We start from the raw sequence: 19,114 nt of genomic DNA on the forward strand, positions 1-19,114 counted from the left end.
CCTGAACGCCTTCTCGATCACCTTCGGCGACCGGTTCCCGGCCGCCGAAACCTACTAACCAAAGACGCCGGAAACACCGTTAGCGAGACAGTCCCTCACTGCCGATGATCCACCTCTGCCACTATCCGGTTGTCACCCTGTTCAGGCGGCGATGAGCTCGAGTATCGCCGCCCGTCGGCCGTGCCCACGGGCAGTTCGGCGAGTCATGAGGGTGGCTCTCTGCACTTGATCTTTGTCGCCTTCGCTGCTCGGGCCAGCAGGGAGGGGTGATCGTCAGTCGGGCATCATGTGAGCGTGCATGCGATTGCTGAAACTCGATGGAGCAGGGACCTTGTGGCCTCGCTGGTCAGTGCCTGTCTTTGAACCCCAACCGTCGCGAATTGCAGGAGATGCGAACTCGCGACGGAGCGATGTTGGTGGTTGCAGAGCCTGCATGGTTGCGGGTCACATGAGCTCGCTGACCTGGCGTTTCCACGCTTCCTTCACGACTCTCACGTCAGTCGTGCCGTCACGGCAACAGGCCACGAGGCCGTGGGCCACATGTCGAAGAAGATCGCTGAGCTGTACAGTCTCCCCTGTTCGCAGAAAACGCGAGAAATTCGCATGAGATGCGAGGGGTGGAAGTGGCGGTTCCGGAGGGCTCTGCGGGCCTGCACTTGGTACGGGGTGTGCCGCTGCTGCACCCCGAAGAGCTGGTGTTCCAGGCCATGCTCGACGGCTGGCGCAACCAGCAGCTGGCGCGCAACCTCAGCTTCGGCACCATCGAACCCCGCGAGCGTCTCGTATGGCGATTCCGCAACTACACCGACGCCAGCCCCTGGACGTGGAGTGCAGCCGACGCTGACGCGTTCTTCGCCGAAGCGCGGGCGGTCAAGCACGTCAGCCACGCCACGCTGCTCGGCTACCAGACCACGCTGAGGCAGTTCTGCGACTACATCACCGACCCGCACTACGGCTGGCCCACCGAATGCGAGAACCGTTTCGGCACCCACCCGATTCAGGTGTGCACGGAATGGAACACCGGCCGCCACGTCCAGGAAGCATTAGGACGTCCCGGCAAGCGGGCGTTGACCCATGACGAACTTCAGGACCTGTTCGACCACGCCGACGAGCGGGCGGTGGCCGCGCAGTCCTCCGGCCGCAAGGGCTGGAGTAGCGCCTTTCGTGACTCGGTGCTACTCAAGACCGCCTACGCCTGGGGGCTGCGCCGCAACGAGGCCGCGCACCTGGACCTGTGTGATCTGGCCAGCAACCCGAAGGCGCCGGAGTTCGACGGCTACGGCATCATCCGAGTCCGCTACGGCAAGGCCATGCGGGGCTCCCCGCCGAAACGCCGGTCGGTGCTCACCGTCCCGCTGTTCGACTGGGCCGTCGACGCGCTGAAGCAGTGGGTAGAGGAACTGCGCCCGGCTCTGGCCGAGCCCGGCAACTCCTCGCTCTGGCCATCCGAACGCAGCGACCAGCTCAGCGCCGGGACGGTGAGCACGGTGTTCACCCGCTGCCGCAAGGAACTCGGCCTCGCCGATGGGCTCGACTTCCATTCCCTGCGACGGTCGTATGTCAGCCACCTCATCGAAGCCGGCTACGACGAGCTGTTCGTGCAACAGCAGGTCGGCCACGAACATGCGAGCACCACATCCATCTACACCCACGTCTCGCCCGACTACCGGGCCCGCACCGTCCGCGCCGCCTTGGACCGCGTCGCCACCCAGATCAGGAGGAACTCGTGAGCCGCACGACGATCACCTACTCCTGGAGGCTGCGGGAGATCATGGCCGCCCGCGGCCTGAACAACATCTCCGACCTCATCCCCCTGCTCACTGAACGCGGGATCACGCTGTCGGCCTCGCAGATCTACCGCCTGGTCGGTGACCGGCCGGAACGCATCTCGCTGACCGTGCTTGGGGCGCTGATCGACGCCCTGGACTGCACCGTGGAGGACCTCTGCGCCTTCCGTGTCGAGGCCACTGCGGCGCCCAAGGCTGTCAACGCCGGCCCGGTCGTGGTCGACCTGAACAAGACCATCCGGCCCAAACGCGCTCGAGTGCGTCGCACCGACTGACCATGCCCGAACAGACCTGCGCCCGCTGCCAACATCGAGGCGAACGACATCGCTGGTGGGGACACCGCGACGATGGAATCATCTGCCCGCGATGCCACCTCGTCGAGAGAACGACCGCGGTGCTGGACGATGGCAGCGGCCGGGTCGCGCCTGCCCTGCTCAACCTGCACCAGGCCATCTGCGAACAGCCCAACCCGAACGCCGGCCTGGTCTGGCTGATCTGCAGCCAGCATGTCGCCCCGCTGCTGGCTGACCTGGCCACCGGGCGGCTTCCGCTCACCCACGCCACCTTGGACGCCCATCCATCGCCGCAGACAGCGATGCACCTGCGCGACATGCTGATGCAGCAGCAGGTCCTGCCGCACCGCGACCGCTACCTGGTGTTGTTCGAGAACTGGCTGCGCAGAAAGCTCGACGCCATCGAGCCCGCCGAGGACCAGCAACACGTTCGCCGGTTCGCCACCTGGCACAGCCTGCGCCAGCTTCGTCAACGGGCTGCCCGCGGTCCGCTACGACCCGGGCTCACCAAGAGGCCGTGCCACGAGATCAACAGCGCCGCAGCTCTACTGGCCTGGCTGCGTGAGCACGGCACGACTCCGAAGGCCTGCACCCAAACCGACCTGGACGCTTGGGTCGCCACGGGGAACTCCAGCCGGCAGGGCAGCCGGGCGTTCGTCGTCTGGTCCACCAAGAACGGCACCATGCCGCGCCACCTGCACCTGCCCTATCACCAGAGCGCAGCCCACGAGACGATCACCCAGACGCAACGCCTCCAGCTGCTTCGCGACCTGGTCGACCCCGCCAAATCCTTCTTCCTGCGCGACCGTGCGGCTGCCCTGCTGCTCGCGCTGTTCGCTCAGCCGCTGACCCGCATCGCCGCGCTCACCATGAACGACATCGACCTCAGCGGCGAGGAAGTCCGCATCGTCCTCGGACTGCACGGCCCGATCCCCGTCCCCGAACCGTTCGGTCAGATCCTTCGCGATCACGCCGCCAACCGCGCACCCCGCAACGTCGAAGCCAACCGGAGCAGCCCGTGGCTGTTCCCCGGCAGACGACCAGCCCAGCATGTCCACTCGACCTACCTGATGAACCAGCTGGCCAAGTCCCGGATCAACCTCCTCGGCACCCGCCTGGCGGCTATCCGCGCCCTGGTCCTCGACATGCCGCCGGCCATCGCGGCACAAGCGTTCGGCTACACCCCCGAATGCGCCGAGGACCACGCCACTCTGGCTGGAGCGACCTGGGCCAGCTACGCCTCCCGCCGGAGACAACGCGGTCCTGCTCCGGGATGAACCGCTCCGTCACGTCCGGCGCTTCGCAGACACGGATCGCCAGCAGATCCGGGCGCCTTTGGGTGCTACGCCTGGCTGAGAAGGTGACGCGACGGGCTGTAGTCGATCTTCGTGTCGGCATAGACGCCCAGAACGTTGTCTTTCAGACACCGCAGGCCCACGCTGATCCAGCGCACTTCGCCGTCGTCAAATAGCGCATACCCGACAGCAACGGCGAACTCCTCACCTCCGCAGGGGCACGCGCAGGAATCAGATTCGTCCTCGCTCCAGTGTTCCGCGCTATCGCCGATGAAGGCCACGGAGCCGCAGGCAAGACACACCCGCTGGGTCGCTTCCTCCTCATCGATGTTGACCTGGAAGGACCGTCCGTCGCACTCGCCGCATCGGGACTCCACCACCGTGGTCACGGGATAGCCGCCCGCCTTGAAATCGCGGACGCACTCAGCGAGATCAGCGAAGTCTTCCCCACGCCACAGCTTCCCGGACTTGTCCAGCGTCACTAGAACATTCTGCCTGCAATGCTGGCCGGAGATCCACTCAACGGAGAACACCGAAGGACTGCAGCCGCCACGCCGTCACAGGCCGCGAACTCACGACGCCTCAATACGCGATGCCGTCAGTAAACCCGTTGCAGGGGCCAGCGGATCCTGTGCGGGGTGGAGGTGGCGGTGGGTAGGAGATCGGTCGTCGGCATGATGGCTAGGTGTTAGAACCCGAGTTCCGGTATCACCCTGATCCGCTCGCCACCGGGTCGGCGGTCCGCGATGAGCACGTCTGCGCTGTCTGCGGCGTTCAGCGTGACATCCGGTATACGGGACCGGTCTATGGCAGGGAACCGACGACTCTGTGCCTGCATTGCATCGCCTCCGGGGAGGCATCACGAGCTTTGGGAACGGTGACTGAGGCTGTTGACGGCAGTGATCGCTTGGACATGCCGGCGGAATTCAGTGACGCCGTCCTCGTGCCGGATGAGGTGCCCGTCGCGGTGGTGGAGGAGATTACCCGCCGCACTCCGGGGTTCATGGGTTGGCAGCAGGAGTCCTGGCTCTATCACTGCGCAGACGGCGCGGCTTTCCTCGGCCCGGCTGGCTACGTCGAGCTCGAACGGCACCCCGACGCGCTGGACATGATCCGTGAGGACCTCCGTCGGCTCGGTTGGCCGCCGAGCGACACCGAGCGCTTGCTACGCCAGCTCGACCGCGCTGGCGAGCCCACCGCCTATCTGTTTCGTTGCCTGCACTGCGGTTCCCACCTCGCGTCCTGGGATCTCACCTGACCCGGAGCTTCCAACACGCAGCACTGCCGCCGTGGGCTGTCGGTCGACCATTTCGTGAGCATGGCCGGGTCAGAGCCCCCATGGACTTCTAGATCAGGTTTAGGCGGTCGTACGCTCGCGGTATGACCGGTGGCGGGCGTCGTGCTCGGGGTTGGTTGTCGCTGGTGCCGCAGCCGGCCGGGGCCGGGCAGGCTCCGGCGCAGCCGCCGCCGCAGGCACCCTGGCCGGAACGTGATCGGGCGTGGAGTCGGCAGGGTCCGGTCGTCGCCGGTGCCCGCCCGGTACACCAGAAGATCGGCTTATGGTGCGCGTGGGACTCAGGCCGCCACGACGAATCGCGACGACTCGGCGAGGACCTGCTCGGCGCCGGTGAGGTTGGCAAGGCGGGCGGCGAGTGTTGCCATCGCGAGACGTTCCGGAAGGGCGGCACTGAACTTGAGCCCGTCAAGTGCCTTCCTGCTGACCTCGGGTAGACAGAGACGCGCTGACGCGTCGACGGTTAGTTCACGCCACGCTGCCGGGGTGAGGTCTTCGCGCAGGCGGATGTATCGGTCGTCGTATCGCTGGCTGGGATCGACGACCTCGCTCAGGGTCGCCGCGAGGGTTGCATTGGCGCGGAATCCAGCCCAGGTCCACCAGCGCAGGTCGCGGTTGTCGGCGCGCAGAATGACGGCGCCGCCTGGGTGGACCACCGACGAGTGTTTGTCACGCTGTGCGCCGATCTGGTCGATGGCCCGGCGGGTCATTCTCACGGGCGGGTCAGCGCCGAGGAGGACCTCCCGCTCGGCTCGGGTGAGTGCGAAACTGGTGCCGGCGATGCCTCCACCGGTTGTCCAGCGGGCCTTGCCGCCGCGGTCGGCCGGTTCGACGAAGCAGCGGCGGCGTCTCCAGTCGATGTAGGTGACCTGCCAGCTGCGGCCGCATAGCAGGAGCCGGCGCGGGCCGGGGACCTCCTCGGTGAGCAGGCACGGGTCGATCTTGCCGAGTTCGTCGCGGCCGAGCAGGACGGTGAATTCCGGCGGGCCGAGAAAGACGGCGGTCATGTCCATGAAGTGCCGGCGGCCGAACCGCTTCTCGGCTTCCGGGCCGATGAAGAACATACCGCCGTCTTCGTCGAGGTAACCCTGGCCTGCGAGGTGCCGGGCGATCGGTTCAGCGCTGCGGTCGAACGGCGGCAACCCGTTCCACCACCGCGACCACAATCGGTCTCCGACGCGATGTTCCTGCAGGCACAGCGCCATCAACTGCTGGGCGACGATGTGCCGGGGTTCGGGAGTCGGGGTGACCGGTTCGACCCAGCCGCGGCACCAGAGCAACAGCAGGGCTGCCGCCCGCACCAGCGCGTCTCCGGAGGTGGCGAGGAAAAGGCAGTTCCGTGTGGAGCCGGCACGCCGACCGGTACGGCCGAGCCGTTGCAGGAAGCTGGCGACAGATCCCGGGGTGTCGATCTGGATAACCCGGTCGAGGTCCCCGACGTCGATGCCGAGTTCGAGGGTGCTGGTGGAGACGATCACGCAGTCGCGCGCCTCGGCAAACGCGGTTTCGGATCGTCGGCGTTCGTCAGCGGACAGGGAGGCGTGGGACAAGAAGGTCGTGATGCCGTGCCCGCGCAACAGTTGGCCCAGTTCCTCGACGGTCTGCCGCGCCTCGCAGAAGACCAGACGCTTCTCCCCGGCATGGAGCGCGGCGATGATCTTTGCCGCGTTGGGGAGGGATCCGACGTGGTCGAGTTCGACTTCACCAGGTGGTACTCGCGGAGCGTCGGCTGTTGCGATGACGGGCAAGTCGGGGGCGACGATGACGGCGGGCCTGGTGTCGCGTGCGGCGCCTTGCAACCAGGCAAGGAGTTGGTCGGGGTTGCCGACAGTGGCGGACAGGCCGATGCGTTGCAGGGGATGGCCGATCAGATTGGTGAGTCTTTCGAGTACGGCCAGCAGGTGCCAGCCGCGGTCGTCGCCGGCGAACGCGTGCACCTCGTCGACGATCACCGCTTGCAGGCCGGCGAAGAATGACCGGTGATCGACGTTCACACTGACGAGCATCGACTCCAGTGATTCCGGCGTGGTGAGCAGAATGTCAGGTCGGCTGGCGAGGATCGCCCGGCGTTTCCCAGCGGTGACGTCGCCATGCCAGAGCGCGACCCGGCGACCGATCCAGTCGGCATAGCGTGTCAGCCGGGGTTCGAGGTTGTTGAGCAGGGCCTTGAGCGGGCACAGGTAGAGCACCGAGGTACCAGTCCACCGCTCAGCGGTCATCCGGGTGAGGATCGGGAAGGCCGCCGCCTCAGTCTTTCCTCCGGCGGTCGGGGCGAGCAACAGGGCGTCGTGCCCCGCGGTCAGTGGAGCGACGGCATCGCGTTGCAAGGGCCGCAGATCGGGCCAGCCGAGCGTGTTGACGATGTGGTGCAGCAGCACGGGATCCAGCGCGACACTCACCGGCAGGTCCTACAACTGCAGGCTGATGTCGTCAGCCGAGGCGGCGTTGCGTTCCACTTCGGTCAGCTCGTCAGCGCGTACGGTCAGCGCATAGTGCTCGCGCGGATTCCAGTCGGCGAACTGGTCGGCCCGGTCGAGCACGTCGGCCACGAGTTTCTTGAGGTAGACGCGCGGTGCCACGCCCACCTGACCACCGAGCTTGCCGGTGACTGCGACGGCGAGTTCACGCAGATAGCCATCGTCGATCCGGCTGTCGACGGCGGTGTTGGAGTAGATGCCACGTACGCGGATACCCAACTCGACGAGGGCGTCGAGGGAGAAGCCGGGGAGCCGTAGCTGGGTGGCACGAGGGTTGTCCCACCGTGGGTCCGATCCGAAGTCAGTCGCCAGACGTTGGGCGAGCGGGGCGAGACGCTGGACACCCTGATTACCGTCGTAGAACGCCGGCGTACCGGTGATGATGAGCATGAGTCCGGGGAAACGGCCCGCGTAGATCTCGTCGATGAGCTGGCGCAACGCGTTGAGTGCCTTGTCGCGCGCGTCGGAACGTACCCGCTGCAGGGTTTCCACCTCGTCGAGGACCAGCAGCAGGCCGGGGTGCCCGCTGTCACGCAGCACGGTGAGTAGGCCCTGTAGAAAGCTCATCGCGGCGAAATGGTCCAGGTCACCCTTGACTCCGGCTGCGCGGCGGGCGGCCACGGCAACATGGGGTTGACCGCCGAGCCAGGCAGCCAGTCCATCAGCGGTCGCGGGATCACCGGAGGCGGTAGCCGCGCGGTAGCCACGGAGCGCCGCCGCGAAACCGGGAGTGCTGCGGGAGATCTCGGCGAGACGGGCCTCCAGGAGCCTGCCCACCGCGGCGTCGAGTGCGGTGGCGTCGTCCTCGGTGACCGTCCCGCCCTCGATGACGTCGTCCTCCAGTGCATAGATCCAGCCGTCCAGGATGGGTCGCAGTGCGCTGGGTGGAAACTGCTCGGTGCTGAGGTTTTCGACCAGCCGTCGATAGACGGTCTCCATCCGGTGCAGAGGGGTCTCCAGTTCGGAGATCTGTACCTCTGCGGCGGCGAACCCCCGCTGTTTGGCGCGTTCGGCGAGCCAGCGGGTGAAGAACGTCTTACCTGCGCCGTATTCGCCGCGGACCGCTTTGAAGACGCTGCCGCCGCCGGCGACTCGGTCGAGGTCGTCATCGAGCGCGGCAGCGAATCGGTCGAGGCCGACAGCCAAGGCGTCGAGCCCGTTGACCGGTACGACTCCACGGCGTAGCGCATCGACGATGTCACGCCGTCTCCGTGGCGAGATTTCCAGCGTCACGGCGTGTCCAGGCCGAATTGTTCGATGAGTAGCGGCCGGTCCAGCAGCACGGTCACACCGTCCGCGTCCACTGTCACCACCGGATAGCCTTCCACCTGCAAGAGTTTGCGCAATACGGTCACCGTTCCGTGGATACGATGCGCGGGGATCTGCGCATGCGCTGCGAGCGTGTCCAGTGTTGCCCTGCCGCCACCGGCCAGCAGCGCCTTGAGCAGCGCGGCCACCCGATCGTCCGGCAGAATGCCACGGCTGCCGCGGCGCTGCCGATACAGCGGGCTGGCTAGCAGGGCTGTGACGAGGTCATCCGCTGGCGATGTGGTCGGTGGCGTGTTGCTCACCGGTTCCGGCAACTCGAATAGCCCGGCCGTCTGAGGCGCGACAGGCCCCTTGCGCCGGTTTGCCTTCCGGGTCACGTCCGGCTGTTCCTCCGGAACAGTGAGGGCTTCCCGCCACCAATCCGGGCTGGCAACGGGGGCGGGAGCCCAGCCCGGCAGTGCACTCTCGTCGCCGGCGGTGAACACGAGAAGCGGGATGACGGCTTCAGCGGGCGAGGCACCGCCGTGGTAGCCAGCCTTGCGCGGGCCGTACCGAATCTCCTCCCGCCACGGCAGCACCACCGTGCCGCCCCCGAGCGCAACACGAGAACCGGAGACGACGACTTCACCCTCTCCCACAGGCTGGGTAGCGGGACGCCAGCGGTTCTCGCTGGTGTCGCTGCGCCGCGTAATTGCTTCCGGCCCACGGTCGACGACATGGCCGTGGTCGGAGACCATGATCACGACGCGATCCTGAGCGGCGGTGAACAGGTCACGAAGGGCGGGAACGGTGTGGGTGTCCCAGACCACGGTGCCCGGCTCGCTGCGGTCCAGGGCGTCGTCAATCGTGTTGATCACCGCGGCGACCACCGGCCGGGCAGGGTCCTCCAAGGCCGCACGTACGTCCGGGTCGATCGCTTCGCCGGAAGCGGCCCGAAGATCACCCTTGTGCAGGAGGATGCCGTGGGGGAAGCGCTTGGTGAACGCGGCTCGTTCGGCCTGCTGTTCACCGACGGCGATCCGACCGCTCAGCAGACTGCAGCGACTGACCTGGGTAACCGTCGGCAACGCGGCCAGGACACCCGATCGTGGGCCGCCGTTCCGGGTCAGTTCGAGCCACGATCCGTGTCGGGCGAGGGACTCTCCCAGCTCGGTGGCGGCGGCCATGCTCATGCCGTCCATGATAAGGAGAAGCGCCCGCCGTCCACCGTCGACCACCGGCTGGACGATGCGGTCGAGCACGTCCTCGACCCGCAGCATCGCGCCCGGTTCCAGTTCTGCTCGCGTAGCGGCGGCCAGCAAGTCGGCGAACTGCTCGTCATGGTTGCGGCGCCGCTGGTCCACAGCGCGGTAGACCTCGCGATACGCCTGCGCCACATCGGGGTCCACGTCTCCGGCGAACAGGTCCAGTCGTGCCCGGTCCACCCATCCGTCGACGCGGACGTGGCGGTTCACCGCATCGAGCGGCGTGCCCGGCGGCGGCGTCTCCGCGACGGCGAGCCATCGGAGCATGCGCAGCGCCATCCGTGCCGTCTCCAGACGTTGCCGGTCGGCCGCATGGTGTGACTCGACGTCGCTGAACGCCGCCTGCGCCCGCGCGGCCGGGGCCGGGGCTGGGGCCGCCACTGCCGTACGCACCGCGGCAGCGAAGGTCCGCAATCGCTGCCCGAAGCCGCTGGGCAGCAGGATGGAGGATCCGAGGTGCTCGGTGATGTCGATCTCGGCCGCCAGGCTCTCGGCCCTTCGGAGGATCTGCCGGGCCTGCCGTCGGTCGTGTTCGTCGTCGGAGTCGATGGTGCGGTCCACCCACGCCTCTGCGGCGTCCTGCAGTGCCGCGGCCTGCCCCGGTGTCAGCCGGGCGCCGCCGAATCGTGGTTCCAGCCTGGTTCGGGCGACCGCCAGGTCGACGGCGGCAGCCGGTGTCGGGTCGGAGCGCGGCCAGAGGACGGCGGCGAGCAGGCCCATGGGGAGAGCGTCGACGCCATGCCCAGCCCGAACAGCCGACATGATCGGGGCTGCGGCCGGGCCGGCTGTGTCGGCTAGGTAGGTGGCGAGTCCTTTCGCCGTCTCCGGGGGCAGCGCCGTGAACGTCATCTGAGCGGCGGCGTCCCTGGTCCACTGCAGAAGCCCCGCCACGTCCAGACGGTCGTGCGGGATACCGAGAATCTCGGCGGCCAGACAGCGCAGCGCATGGTCCTTGGTAAGAGCCGTGCCGGCCGGGGCGTGCCAGCCGTCGGCGGGCATGTGATCGCCCAGAGCGGCTGCCACCCAGTTGCCGGTTCGCGGCAGGGCCGGATCGAGAGTCGCTCCGCCGAACATCTGGCGCACCAGTTCCCAGGCGTCGACTCTGCGGACGGTCTGCTTGCTGAGGTGTGCCAGAATTCCTTCGCCGAGTTCGGCCTCACTCAGTTCGGTCAGCAGCACGAGCTTTTCGGATTCCTCCCGGTCGTGCAAGGCTGCTCGGGCAGCGAGCGGTGTCTCGCAGGGCACGACGCGAAGTCTGATGTCGCCGATGGCCAGGTGCGGGTCTCCGTTCCACGCTGGCGCGGCGGAGAGCGCGATGGCGTCGGCGCCGTCCTGCTCTACGAGCCACGCCGCGACCTTGCGCCGGATGGCGTCGGGCTGTACCCGGGTCACGTTGCTTCCCAAGTGATGGTCACCCGGCGACCAGCGGCCACCTCCGCCCCGATCTGCGTGGCGACCTTGCGCCACTCCGCCTCGCCGGTCACGACGTGCTGCCGGACTTCTGAACGGCCCCGGGCACCGCCGGGCTCGGTCGGCGGCGGTTCCTGCCCCCCGGCTGGCGCCGGCTTGTCTACTGGCGGGTTAGGTCGGTCTTCCGCTAGTAGGGCAGCCGCGGCGGAGACTGCCACCTCGATCTCCTTGGCCAGATCCGCGGCATGTTGCTGGCGCTGTGCGGAGGCGCGCAGCCGGTCCATGATCGCTCGTGCCCGCTCGTCGGCGACTTCCCGACCGGTGATCGGTTTGATCAGGGACCATTGCGCCTGATCCAGAGCTCGGACCACGCCGACCGCGCTGGACATGGCTTCCCCGACCGCTTGATCATCGATGTCGCCCAGGTCGGCTCTGCCCAACAGGGACACTGTGACGACGTCGTCGCGTTCGTGGCGGAGGTCCTGCAACAGTGCCGTGATGCGTCGTGCGGTCGCGAACCGGCCGTGCGGGGTCGTGGGATCGATGCCGAGGATGTCGGCATGCTTGGTCAGTCGATCAACCAGGTCGGCAGTGGCAGCGGCATGCTTCACCGCCGCGGTCCGCAGTCCGGTGGCCAGCGGGCCGAGGTTGGCGGGAGTCCGCCAAGCCGGAAGTACCAGGCCGAACAGTGGCTGCGCCCGTTTCACGGCACGGCGCCAGTCGTCTTCGTCAGGCATCGGCGGGTGCCGCAGTTCGTGGTCGTCGGTAATCGCCGAGACTGATGCGATGGCGACCTTGCCACCTCGCTCGTACCAGGCGAGCTGCTGCTCGAGACCAAAGATCGCGATGATCAGGTTCTGCAGGTCCCGGTCGAATCCGCGCGGTGCCGGACGGTCGAGGAACTCGCGGAGCAAGCGCACCGGGAACTTCTCGGTGTAGCCCGCATCGGCGGCCAGCTGCAGGAGGTGCCGACTCCAGAAGCAGGTGCTGGTAGTCAGCACATACCGGTGATCGATCAGTTCGCCGAGTTCCAGGTTGTTACAGATCCGCCGGATGATCCGATGGTCGGCAGGCGGCACGTTCACACCCCGTGTCGGGTCAGCGGAAGCCTCGCGGGCGTAGCTCAGCACCTTGGCGAGCTCCGCCTTCGTGATCGGCTTCTCGTCCTCCGGCAGGGCTGGCTTTCCGGGGTACGCCCAGGCCAGAAGTTCACCGGTGAGATTGTCGAACGCCTCCTTCAGCGTCCCGCCGCGTGGGTCACCGATTAGGAGCCCCTCGTCGAGGGTATGCAGGACACCGACGTTGTCCTCCTCGACGTCAGTGGTCTGCGGTTTCGCCGCGCCGTACGCCTGCTTGAGCGCGGTGATCAGACTGCCGCGCAGTTGGGTCTGGCGTTGCTGGAGGTAGACCCGGCCCTGCTGCCGGTCGGAGAGTGGCCAGTCTGCGGCCAGGGCGTTCAGCCGGTCGCCGGTGCCGCCGAGCAAATAGTTGATTTTTGCCAGTTGGGCGACCCTGCCCATCAACTCGTCGGTCAGGTAGAACGGCAACCAGAAGACGGTGTGCGACCCACGCGGCAGGTCGGCGATCCGCGCCCGGTCCGAGTTGCGCGGGTATCCCTGTGGGTCGAACGGGTAGTCGACGATGATGCGCCAGTCGTCCCCGGTGGCGACCAGTGCCGCGTCCGGCATCGTGTCCTGGTCGCGGACGTTGCCGAACTTGACCTGGACGATGTGCCGCCGCCCACGCCAGTCACGCGGATGCTGAAGCTCCCCGAGCTGCCCCTCGGTGCCGGTCAACCCCATCTCGCCGGTGATCAGCTCGCGCAGCAGCTGCTGTCGTGCACCGGTCGTGGTGGTCTCCTGATCGGACACCAGGTCGAGCAGTTTGTCGTAGTCGACCGTGTGCAGCTTGAGGGTGACGACCGGGTCGGGCCCGCCGGTGAGATGCAGCTCGCCGGCATCGTTGGCGACCTTGTTCAACCGGCCCAGAACGATCTGGTTCTCGTAGCCAGGAATCGGCGACGTGATGGTGCCGAAGTTCAGCGCATGCAACTTCGGCGCGGTGAGATTGTGCAGGGCCGGCACCTCGGGCACCAGCGCACCCAGCAGCACCGTCTTGATCAGCTTGTCGTCCAGCTGGAACTGCGTGTGTCCGGCCGTCTGCTCCTCGGTGATGCCGTTGAGCCGAAGTAGCAGGGGCCGCAGCTTCTGCCGGTACAGGCTGCGAGCGGCCTGGAACTGCTGCTTGAGCTTGGGCCGGTCGGGCAGTTCGCCATTGAGGACCAGCGGCTCGAAGAGGGCCGCGACGCCGATCAGGTCGTTGACACGCAGGGTCTCCCGCCTGTCGACGAGCAACTCGGTCATCACCTTCAGCGCCGTGCGCTCCCGCTGCAGAGCCTGCGACAGTGCCACCAGCGTCGCCACCAGTGCCGGAGAGAAGGGATAGAGCTTGCGGAACGCCTCCGCGTCGGAACCGATGCCCGCGTCGCCGTACTGGGCACCGAGTAGCAGGGTGTCCCACACCTGCCGGTTGCCGCGCACCGCGGCGAAGGCGTTGTCGATCGTCGCCCGGGCTGTCGCGTCGACTGGCTTCAACAGCCGCTTCTCGGTGATCTCCGGCAGGTTGGTGTCAGCCAGCACGATCTCACCCAAGCGCCCCTGCACACTGCGCATGACGTGGGCGAGAGCCTCCCGCTCGGTCCCACCGACCTGCGGCCCGAGGAAGTCCTCCAGGTTGCGCTGGCGGGCGACGAACGACACCAGCGGCAACGGCCGGGCCGCGTCAGCCGACTCGATCAGCTTGTTGAGCTTGGCACCCTCGGTGTTGACGAACGTGTGATCGCTGATCCGGGTGGACAGCCAGAGGATCAACTCGTCCAGGAAGAACACCATGGCGTCGTAGCCGAGAGCCTTGGCATGCCTGGTGATGACCGCCAGGCCGGTGTCCAGGTCGAGATACTCGCCGCTGCGGACAGCTCCGGTGAAGAAGGCTGCGGTGAGAGCCGTGACCAGAGCATCGCGTTGCGAAGTGCCCGGCGGTGCGGCAGCCGCCTCACCGTACATCTGAGGGGTCCAGCCCTGCCGTTGGGCACGCTGCGCGGCCAGCCCCGCACCGGCCGCCGGCGCGGCCCCGCCACCGAGCGCGGCGAAGAACGCCTCCTCACCCATAGTCTCGCGGAGCCGGGCCGCGTCCTTCAACAGAGCATCGGAGCGGTGTACGGCCGGAGCCGGCGCACCGGGATGCAACTCGGTGATCTGGTTGAGATAGCCCTCGAGGATCGCCTGCTCAACCGATCGGGCGTCGAGCATGTGGAAAGTGAGCGTGAGGATGCGCTTGTCCCGCAGCCACGGATCGGCGGCGACGATCGGCTCGGCGAGACCGCGGATCTCCCGAGCCGACGGATTATGCCGAAGGATCTCCCGCAGCACGGCCATGAAGTGCGACTTGCCGGAACCGAAGGATCCGTGGAGGAACGTGGCCTGAGATCGGCCGGTAGTTACGGCGTGCCCGATCCGGCGCAAGGCGTCGGCGAAGCTGTCCCGCAACTGATCGGTGACGACATAACGGCCGAGATCGGCGCCCTCGGCGGCCTTGACGACGAAGTCGCCGTCGCTCACCGAGGTCGGGATGTCGATCAGATCCCGCAGCAACGTCATCAGCGGTCCCCTCAGCCAGTCATCAGCGCGTCGATCAGTCCTCGATCCTATGCTCTGCACACAGCATCGGGCTGAGGCCACCACGGCTTCGAGGCACGGAGTGAGTCGACTACAAGACGAAACCCCGGCGGCATACCCACAAGGGGCAGGGGCGACCGGGGTCTTCACCGGCTAGCATAGCGCGGTCCTTCAGTCACCTTGAGGCGGATCGATGATCATGGGGCCGGCCGAGCTGGCAGTGGTGGAACAGAAGCTCTCAACCGAACGGCTGACGCCGTACCGGACAGCGACGAACGGTGATGTGAAACTCGCCGTCCGCCTCTACGAGTGGAACACCGAGATCTCTGCCGCGCTGGGCAGCACGCTCGGGCATCTCGAGGTCCTCCTTCGTAACACCATGAACGATGCCCTCACCACCTGGTCCACAGCCCGCTTCGGCGAACCGCGGTGGTATCTGGACCCCGGCCGAATTCTGAACCACCGGGCGGAACGCGACATCGACACCGCCCGCCGACGTGCGACCCGAGGCGGCCGCGCCGAAACCAACGGCCGGGTCACCGCCGAGCTGACCTTCGGTTTCTGGCGCTACCTGCTGACCAGCCACTACGAGCGCACGCTCTGGCTCGGCTGCCTGCGGCAGGCCTTCCCCGGCCTCTACCGTCGGGGCATGCGTCGGGACATCGACGCCGCGGTGCACGACCTGCATCTGGCGCGGAACCGGATGGCGCACCTTGAACCGATGTTCAACCGGCCGATCGGCCACCTGCAGACGACAGCGCTGCAGGTGGCCGGCTGGATCTGCCCGACCAGCCGCGACTGGGTGAACGCCCAGTGCCGGGTGCCTCAGCTGCTCAGTGAGCGCCCCGTCCCCTGATCACCGCTGCTCGGGCACACCTCGCAGCAGGGCCAGCGCTGACCGGTCCGAGCTCAGCGCGTCCAGCTCGGCGTTGATGAAGTCGGTGAAGAACTGTGCCGGCGATCCCGGGAAGTCCGGTCGCTCCTCGGCATACCACTGGTGCAGCCACGGCTCCAGCTCGACCAGGCCGGCCAGCAGCGGCAGCAGCAGGTGCGCCGGCCACGACTCCTGGGTCTTCCGGTCCAGGTAGACGGTAGCCAACGCCTGCGCCTGCTGCAGATGGTCCCAGCCCGCCCAGCCGAGCAACTCGCTGCCGTCGGTGGCCCGGCTCGCCTTCGGGTACGAGATGAACCGTTCCTTCGGCACGTCGAGCTTGCCCCGCGCCCGCCAGAACGACGCCCTCACGAAGTCGGCCGAGGTGTATTTCAGCGGCACGTCGATCTCGACGGTCTCGCCGTTGTCCTCACGCCGCTGCAGCGCCCACGTGCGCTCCCAGACGGCACGTTTCCGCAGACCGGACGGCTTGTAACGCTGGGCCGGAAGGTACGGCACGTGCTCGTCGGCCAGCAGCTGCCACAGAGCCTTGGCGAGGTCGTAGTTGTCGTGCCCGACCCACAGCTCCAGCACATGCCGGAAGTCAGCGTCGCCGTTGACCCGGTCGGCGAGCTGCGCCACCGACAGCGGCATCGGCTGCCCGGCCCACAGCTCCGGCGCCTCCAACCGGTCGAGCAGCCAGCCGCGCAGTGCGGTGGCCCGCATGCCGTCCCAGCCCTCGGTGGTCCAGCGGCGCTTGCACTCGGGCCGCTCGATCAGCCCGATGTGCCGGTTCTCGGTGATGACCTGGATCCGTCGCTCCACTAGCTCCCGATAGCCGGCCGGCCAATCGGGATTCACCGTCTCCCGCGGCCTCGACCCGTGCCGGTTGAACCACTCGGTCTGCACGTTCTGCCGCGCCATGAGGATCTCGAAGGCCCGCTCCCCCAGCTCGATCCCCGGCGGATCGGGATGCGTCAGATCCTCGTCAATCAGCCCATAAAGCCGATAAACCTCAAAATCCAACTCTTCCTGTACGGCGATCATCCGCGCCCGGATCAGCTCGTACTCAGCCCGAGCCGCCGCCAACCGCTCCCGGGTCGGCACCCCTAGTCTGGCAATCGAAGTGGGCACCACATCCATAAGTCGCTGCGCCATCTTATCGATTAGCCGAGACCGCTCCGCGGGAAATTCAGCAGGCAGGGGAAGCTCCTGAAGCTTGGTGCCTGTGAATTCATAACGAGGCTCCCAGCTTTCATCTCCGATGCCGCCTCCAATCCCGCCGTTTCCTTTGTTCTGGCTGACCTGCTTGAGCCAGAAGCAGGCGGTGGAGCTATTGAGCACCCCGAGTAGCCGCAGATACTCTTCTTCCGTCGCCCCCTCCGGCAACTTAATCACCGGCGCCGTCCTGTTGAATACCTTCCCGCCACGGTCCAAAACAAAGTGGTTGTGCGTGGCCACGAACGGAAACGCAATTGAGTTTGGCGTGCGGTAGCGATTTGCGAAGAACATACTGTGGTCAAACCACCTCAGACCTCTCTCGACTGGCGTTTGACCAAAATCCATTCTGCGCTGCAGATGAGTTCTAAAGTTCCAGTAGTGCCGCTGTTCCTCGTCTTGCGGAGAACGGGGACGGCCGCCTTCGTCATATGGGAACAGTGTCCACGTCCGGGTCTCAAGCCGAAAATCACGAACGTCCTCACCAGGAATAACAGGTACCGCAGATTCCAGCAGACCTCGTGTATAAAATGCAGGCTTGCTCGCGTAGAAAACCTCATCGAGCCCGGTGTGTGTCGTCCGCCCGATAATATCGATGACCCCGGCCAGCTTCGAGGTTTGTGCCTCTATCCGCTTCTGCAGATCACCGGCCCCACCTCCTGCCAGACTCCATGGGAAATGATCGAGCCTTGAGCGCTCAAAATTCTGGACGCTGATCCATTTTGATTCGGACGGCACCGTATCGATCTGGTTGATAATAGCCTTCCACACTAATCCTTCAGCGGCGTCCTCAGGCGCTTCTGGCTCGCCTTGAATTCCAAGAGCCGATCGAATCGACCGACCACGACGGCGGAAGTTGGCGCGGCCGATAAGGATCACCGTCGGCGTGCCATGCCCTGGTATAAAGGCACCGGAGGTGTCGATTACCTCTGTCAGTTCGACTTGATGCGCGAAGTAATCTTCGATCAGCTTCTTGCCAAATTCACGCTTCATAAAAGCGTTGCCGGTGATCTGTCCGACGTGACCGGCGCCTTCGCCGTACTCGTCTGACCGCTTTGCCAGGTCAAAGAAGCGCTTCGCGAATGGTACCGTGAGGGCGTATTGCCGGTGACACACCGTCGGGTACAGATCCCGATATTTCTTGTTCCGGGCGGCATCCGAGACCGTAATGTAGGGCGGGTTGCCAACGACCACTGCATATTGGCCCGGTCGCAAATATTCGGTGAGTAGGTCATCGTCCTCACTCGCGTACGCGAAGGGCTTCTCGGTCTGCCAGAGCAGCAGGTCCGTCTGCTCGACCGTCTTCCCGGCACCCCACGGCAACAGCGAGTCGCCGGTGGCAACCCGAATCGGCCAGGCCGGGGTGCGCTCCAGCTTTTTCAGCTCACACACCCGCATCCCGGCGACCAGCAGGCGGAAGCGGGCGATCGCGACCGCAAACGGGTTGATGTCGACCCCGGTGACCTGGCCCATCGCACGCTCGGTGTGCACCCGGATGTCGCCAGTTGGTTCCCGGCCCTGCCATTTGCGGACGAGCCGGTGGAACGCGCCGAGCAGAAAGTGCCCGGAGCCGCAGGTCGGGTCGATCACCGACGTCTCGGACAGGCCGAACTCCTGCACTGCGGGCTCGAACGTCCGGTCGAGGATGAACTCCTCCACGAACTCCGGCGTCTGCAGCAGCGCGTACGTCTTCTTCGCGTACGCGCTCAGATCTTGGTAGAGATCGCCCAGGAAGCGGGTGTCCAGGTCGGTGGAGCGCAGCGACCCGCGCCCGGCGCCCTTGCGGAAGAAGTCGCTGAGGCCTTCCGCGGCCGGGCCGGAGATGTCGAACCGCCAGAGCGGATTGTGGTCGTCGAAGATCTTGCCGGTGGCCCGCAGGCGGGCCAGATAGCGGAACCCCTCGCGCAACCACTCCCGATCGTTCTCGCGAGGGTTGGCGATGATATAGGCCTGCCGGCGCTGGACCGCGTCGTCGGCGCGTGCCGCGGGATCGTCGCCGCCGATCCACAGTCCATCGACGAGTTCGTTGTCCTCACAGAACCGGACGAAGACACAGCCCAGCACCCAGGCCACCGCGGCCTGGTCGAGCTGGTCGTCCAGCCACCCCTCGAAGCCACTGGCCGTACGCTCGGCCCGTTCCGCGCCGTCATGCTCCCGGCGCAGATCGGAACGCAACCCAGGCGACTGCGCGAGCTGACCCCGTAGGTCATCCACCAGGAACCGGACCTGCCCCTGCAGCGCCTTGCTTGTGGCTTCGTCAATCACAGGCAGATCCTACGGCC

General features: G+C 66.6%; 11 protein-coding genes. 5 read left to right on the forward strand and 6 right to left on the reverse strand.

Annotation, left to right across the window (positions count from 1 at the left end; all coding sequences use genetic code 11):
* Positions 1-623 precede the first annotated feature (623 nt).
* The 3 genes from AB0M36_RS37010 (at position 624) to AB0M36_RS37020 (ending at position 3,357) form a co-directional block, all read left to right on the forward strand.
* Positions 624-1,730 (forward strand): tyrosine-type recombinase/integrase, encoded by a 1,107-nt coding sequence (locus AB0M36_RS37010; RefSeq protein ID WP_364167292.1) that lies wholly within the window; start codon positions 624-626, stop codon positions 1,728-1,730.
* Positions 1,727-2,062 (forward strand): helix-turn-helix transcriptional regulator, encoded by a 336-nt coding sequence (locus AB0M36_RS37015; protein WP_364167294.1) that lies wholly within the window; start codon positions 1,727-1,729, stop codon positions 2,060-2,062. The genes AB0M36_RS37010 and AB0M36_RS37015 overlap by 4 nt, the downstream gene beginning before the upstream one ends.
* 119 nt (positions 2,063-2,181) lie before the next feature.
* The gene (locus AB0M36_RS37020; protein ID WP_364167297.1) at positions 2,182-3,357 is read left to right on the forward strand and encodes a hypothetical protein; all 1,176 of its coding nucleotides are present in this window, start codon (positions 2,182-2,184) and stop codon (positions 3,355-3,357) included.
* Between the two features lie 65 nt (positions 3,358-3,422).
* On the opposite strand, the gene AB0M36_RS37025 is transcribed toward AB0M36_RS37020, so the two are convergent.
* Positions 3,423-3,857 carry a hypothetical protein gene (locus tag AB0M36_RS37025; RefSeq protein WP_364167300.1) on the reverse strand — a complete coding sequence of 145 codons (435 nt, stop codon included), beginning with the start codon at positions 3,855-3,857 and terminating at the stop codon, positions 3,423-3,425.
* Positions 3,858-4,060: 203 nt separating this feature from the next.
* Here AB0M36_RS37025 and AB0M36_RS37030 point away from each other — a divergent pair, with 203 nt between their 5' ends.
* Entirely contained in the window at positions 4,061-4,633 is a 573-nt protein-coding gene (locus tag AB0M36_RS37030) for a CbrC family protein (protein ID WP_364167303.1), read from the forward strand.
* Positions 4,634-4,950: 317 nt separating this feature from the next.
* Here the strand turns inward: AB0M36_RS37030 and AB0M36_RS37035 are convergent, their stop codons facing one another.
* The 4 genes from AB0M36_RS37035 to AB0M36_RS37050 are packed head-to-tail and all read right to left on the reverse strand — an operon-like array spanning position 4,951 to position 14,893.
* The gene (locus AB0M36_RS37035) at positions 4,951-7,068 is read right to left on the reverse strand and encodes a DEAD/DEAH box helicase (RefSeq protein WP_364167306.1); all 2,118 of its coding nucleotides are present in this window, start codon (positions 7,066-7,068) and stop codon (positions 4,951-4,953) included.
* A gap of 9 nt (positions 7,069-7,077) precedes the next feature.
* Positions 7,078-8,379 (reverse strand): BREX system ATP-binding protein BrxD, encoded by a 1,302-nt coding sequence (gene brxD, locus AB0M36_RS37040; protein ID WP_364167309.1) that lies wholly within the window; start codon positions 8,377-8,379, stop codon positions 7,078-7,080.
* Positions 8,376-11,051, reverse strand: a complete 2,676-nt coding sequence (pglZ, locus tag AB0M36_RS37045) for a BREX-2 system phosphatase PglZ (protein ID WP_364167312.1) — start codon at positions 11,049-11,051, stop codon at positions 8,376-8,378. The genes brxD and pglZ overlap by 4 nt, the downstream gene beginning before the upstream one ends.
* Positions 11,048-14,893 carry a phage resistance protein gene (locus AB0M36_RS37050; protein ID WP_364167315.1) on the reverse strand — a complete coding sequence of 1,282 codons (3,846 nt, stop codon included), beginning with the start codon at positions 14,891-14,893 and terminating at the stop codon, positions 11,048-11,050. The genes pglZ and AB0M36_RS37050 overlap by 4 nt, the downstream gene beginning before the upstream one ends.
* A 43-nt stretch (positions 14,894-14,936) precedes the next feature.
* Here AB0M36_RS37050 and AB0M36_RS37055 point away from each other — a divergent pair, with 43 nt between their 5' ends.
* Complete coding sequence (locus tag AB0M36_RS37055) at positions 14,937-15,599, forward strand: hypothetical protein (protein WP_364167317.1); 663 nt, start codon at positions 14,937-14,939, stop codon at positions 15,597-15,599.
* Here AB0M36_RS37055 and pglX read toward each other — a convergent pair whose 3' ends face one another.
* Complete coding sequence (gene pglX, locus AB0M36_RS37060; RefSeq protein WP_364167319.1) at positions 15,600-19,097, reverse strand: BREX-2 system adenine-specific DNA-methyltransferase PglX; 3,498 nt, start codon at positions 19,095-19,097, stop codon at positions 15,600-15,602.
* Positions 19,098-19,114 lie beyond the last annotated feature (17 nt).

Source organism: Actinoplanes sp. NPDC051346 (genome assembly GCF_040682215.1).
Lineage (GTDB): Bacteria > Actinomycetota > Actinomycetes > Mycobacteriales > Micromonosporaceae > Actinoplanes.

Bases quoted from the DNA above. Each gene is read 5' to 3' on its own strand.
- AB0M36_RS37055 (WP_364167317.1), top strand. From the start codon at position 14,937: ATGATCATGGGGCCGGCCGAGCTGGCAGTGGTGGAACAGAAGCTCTCA.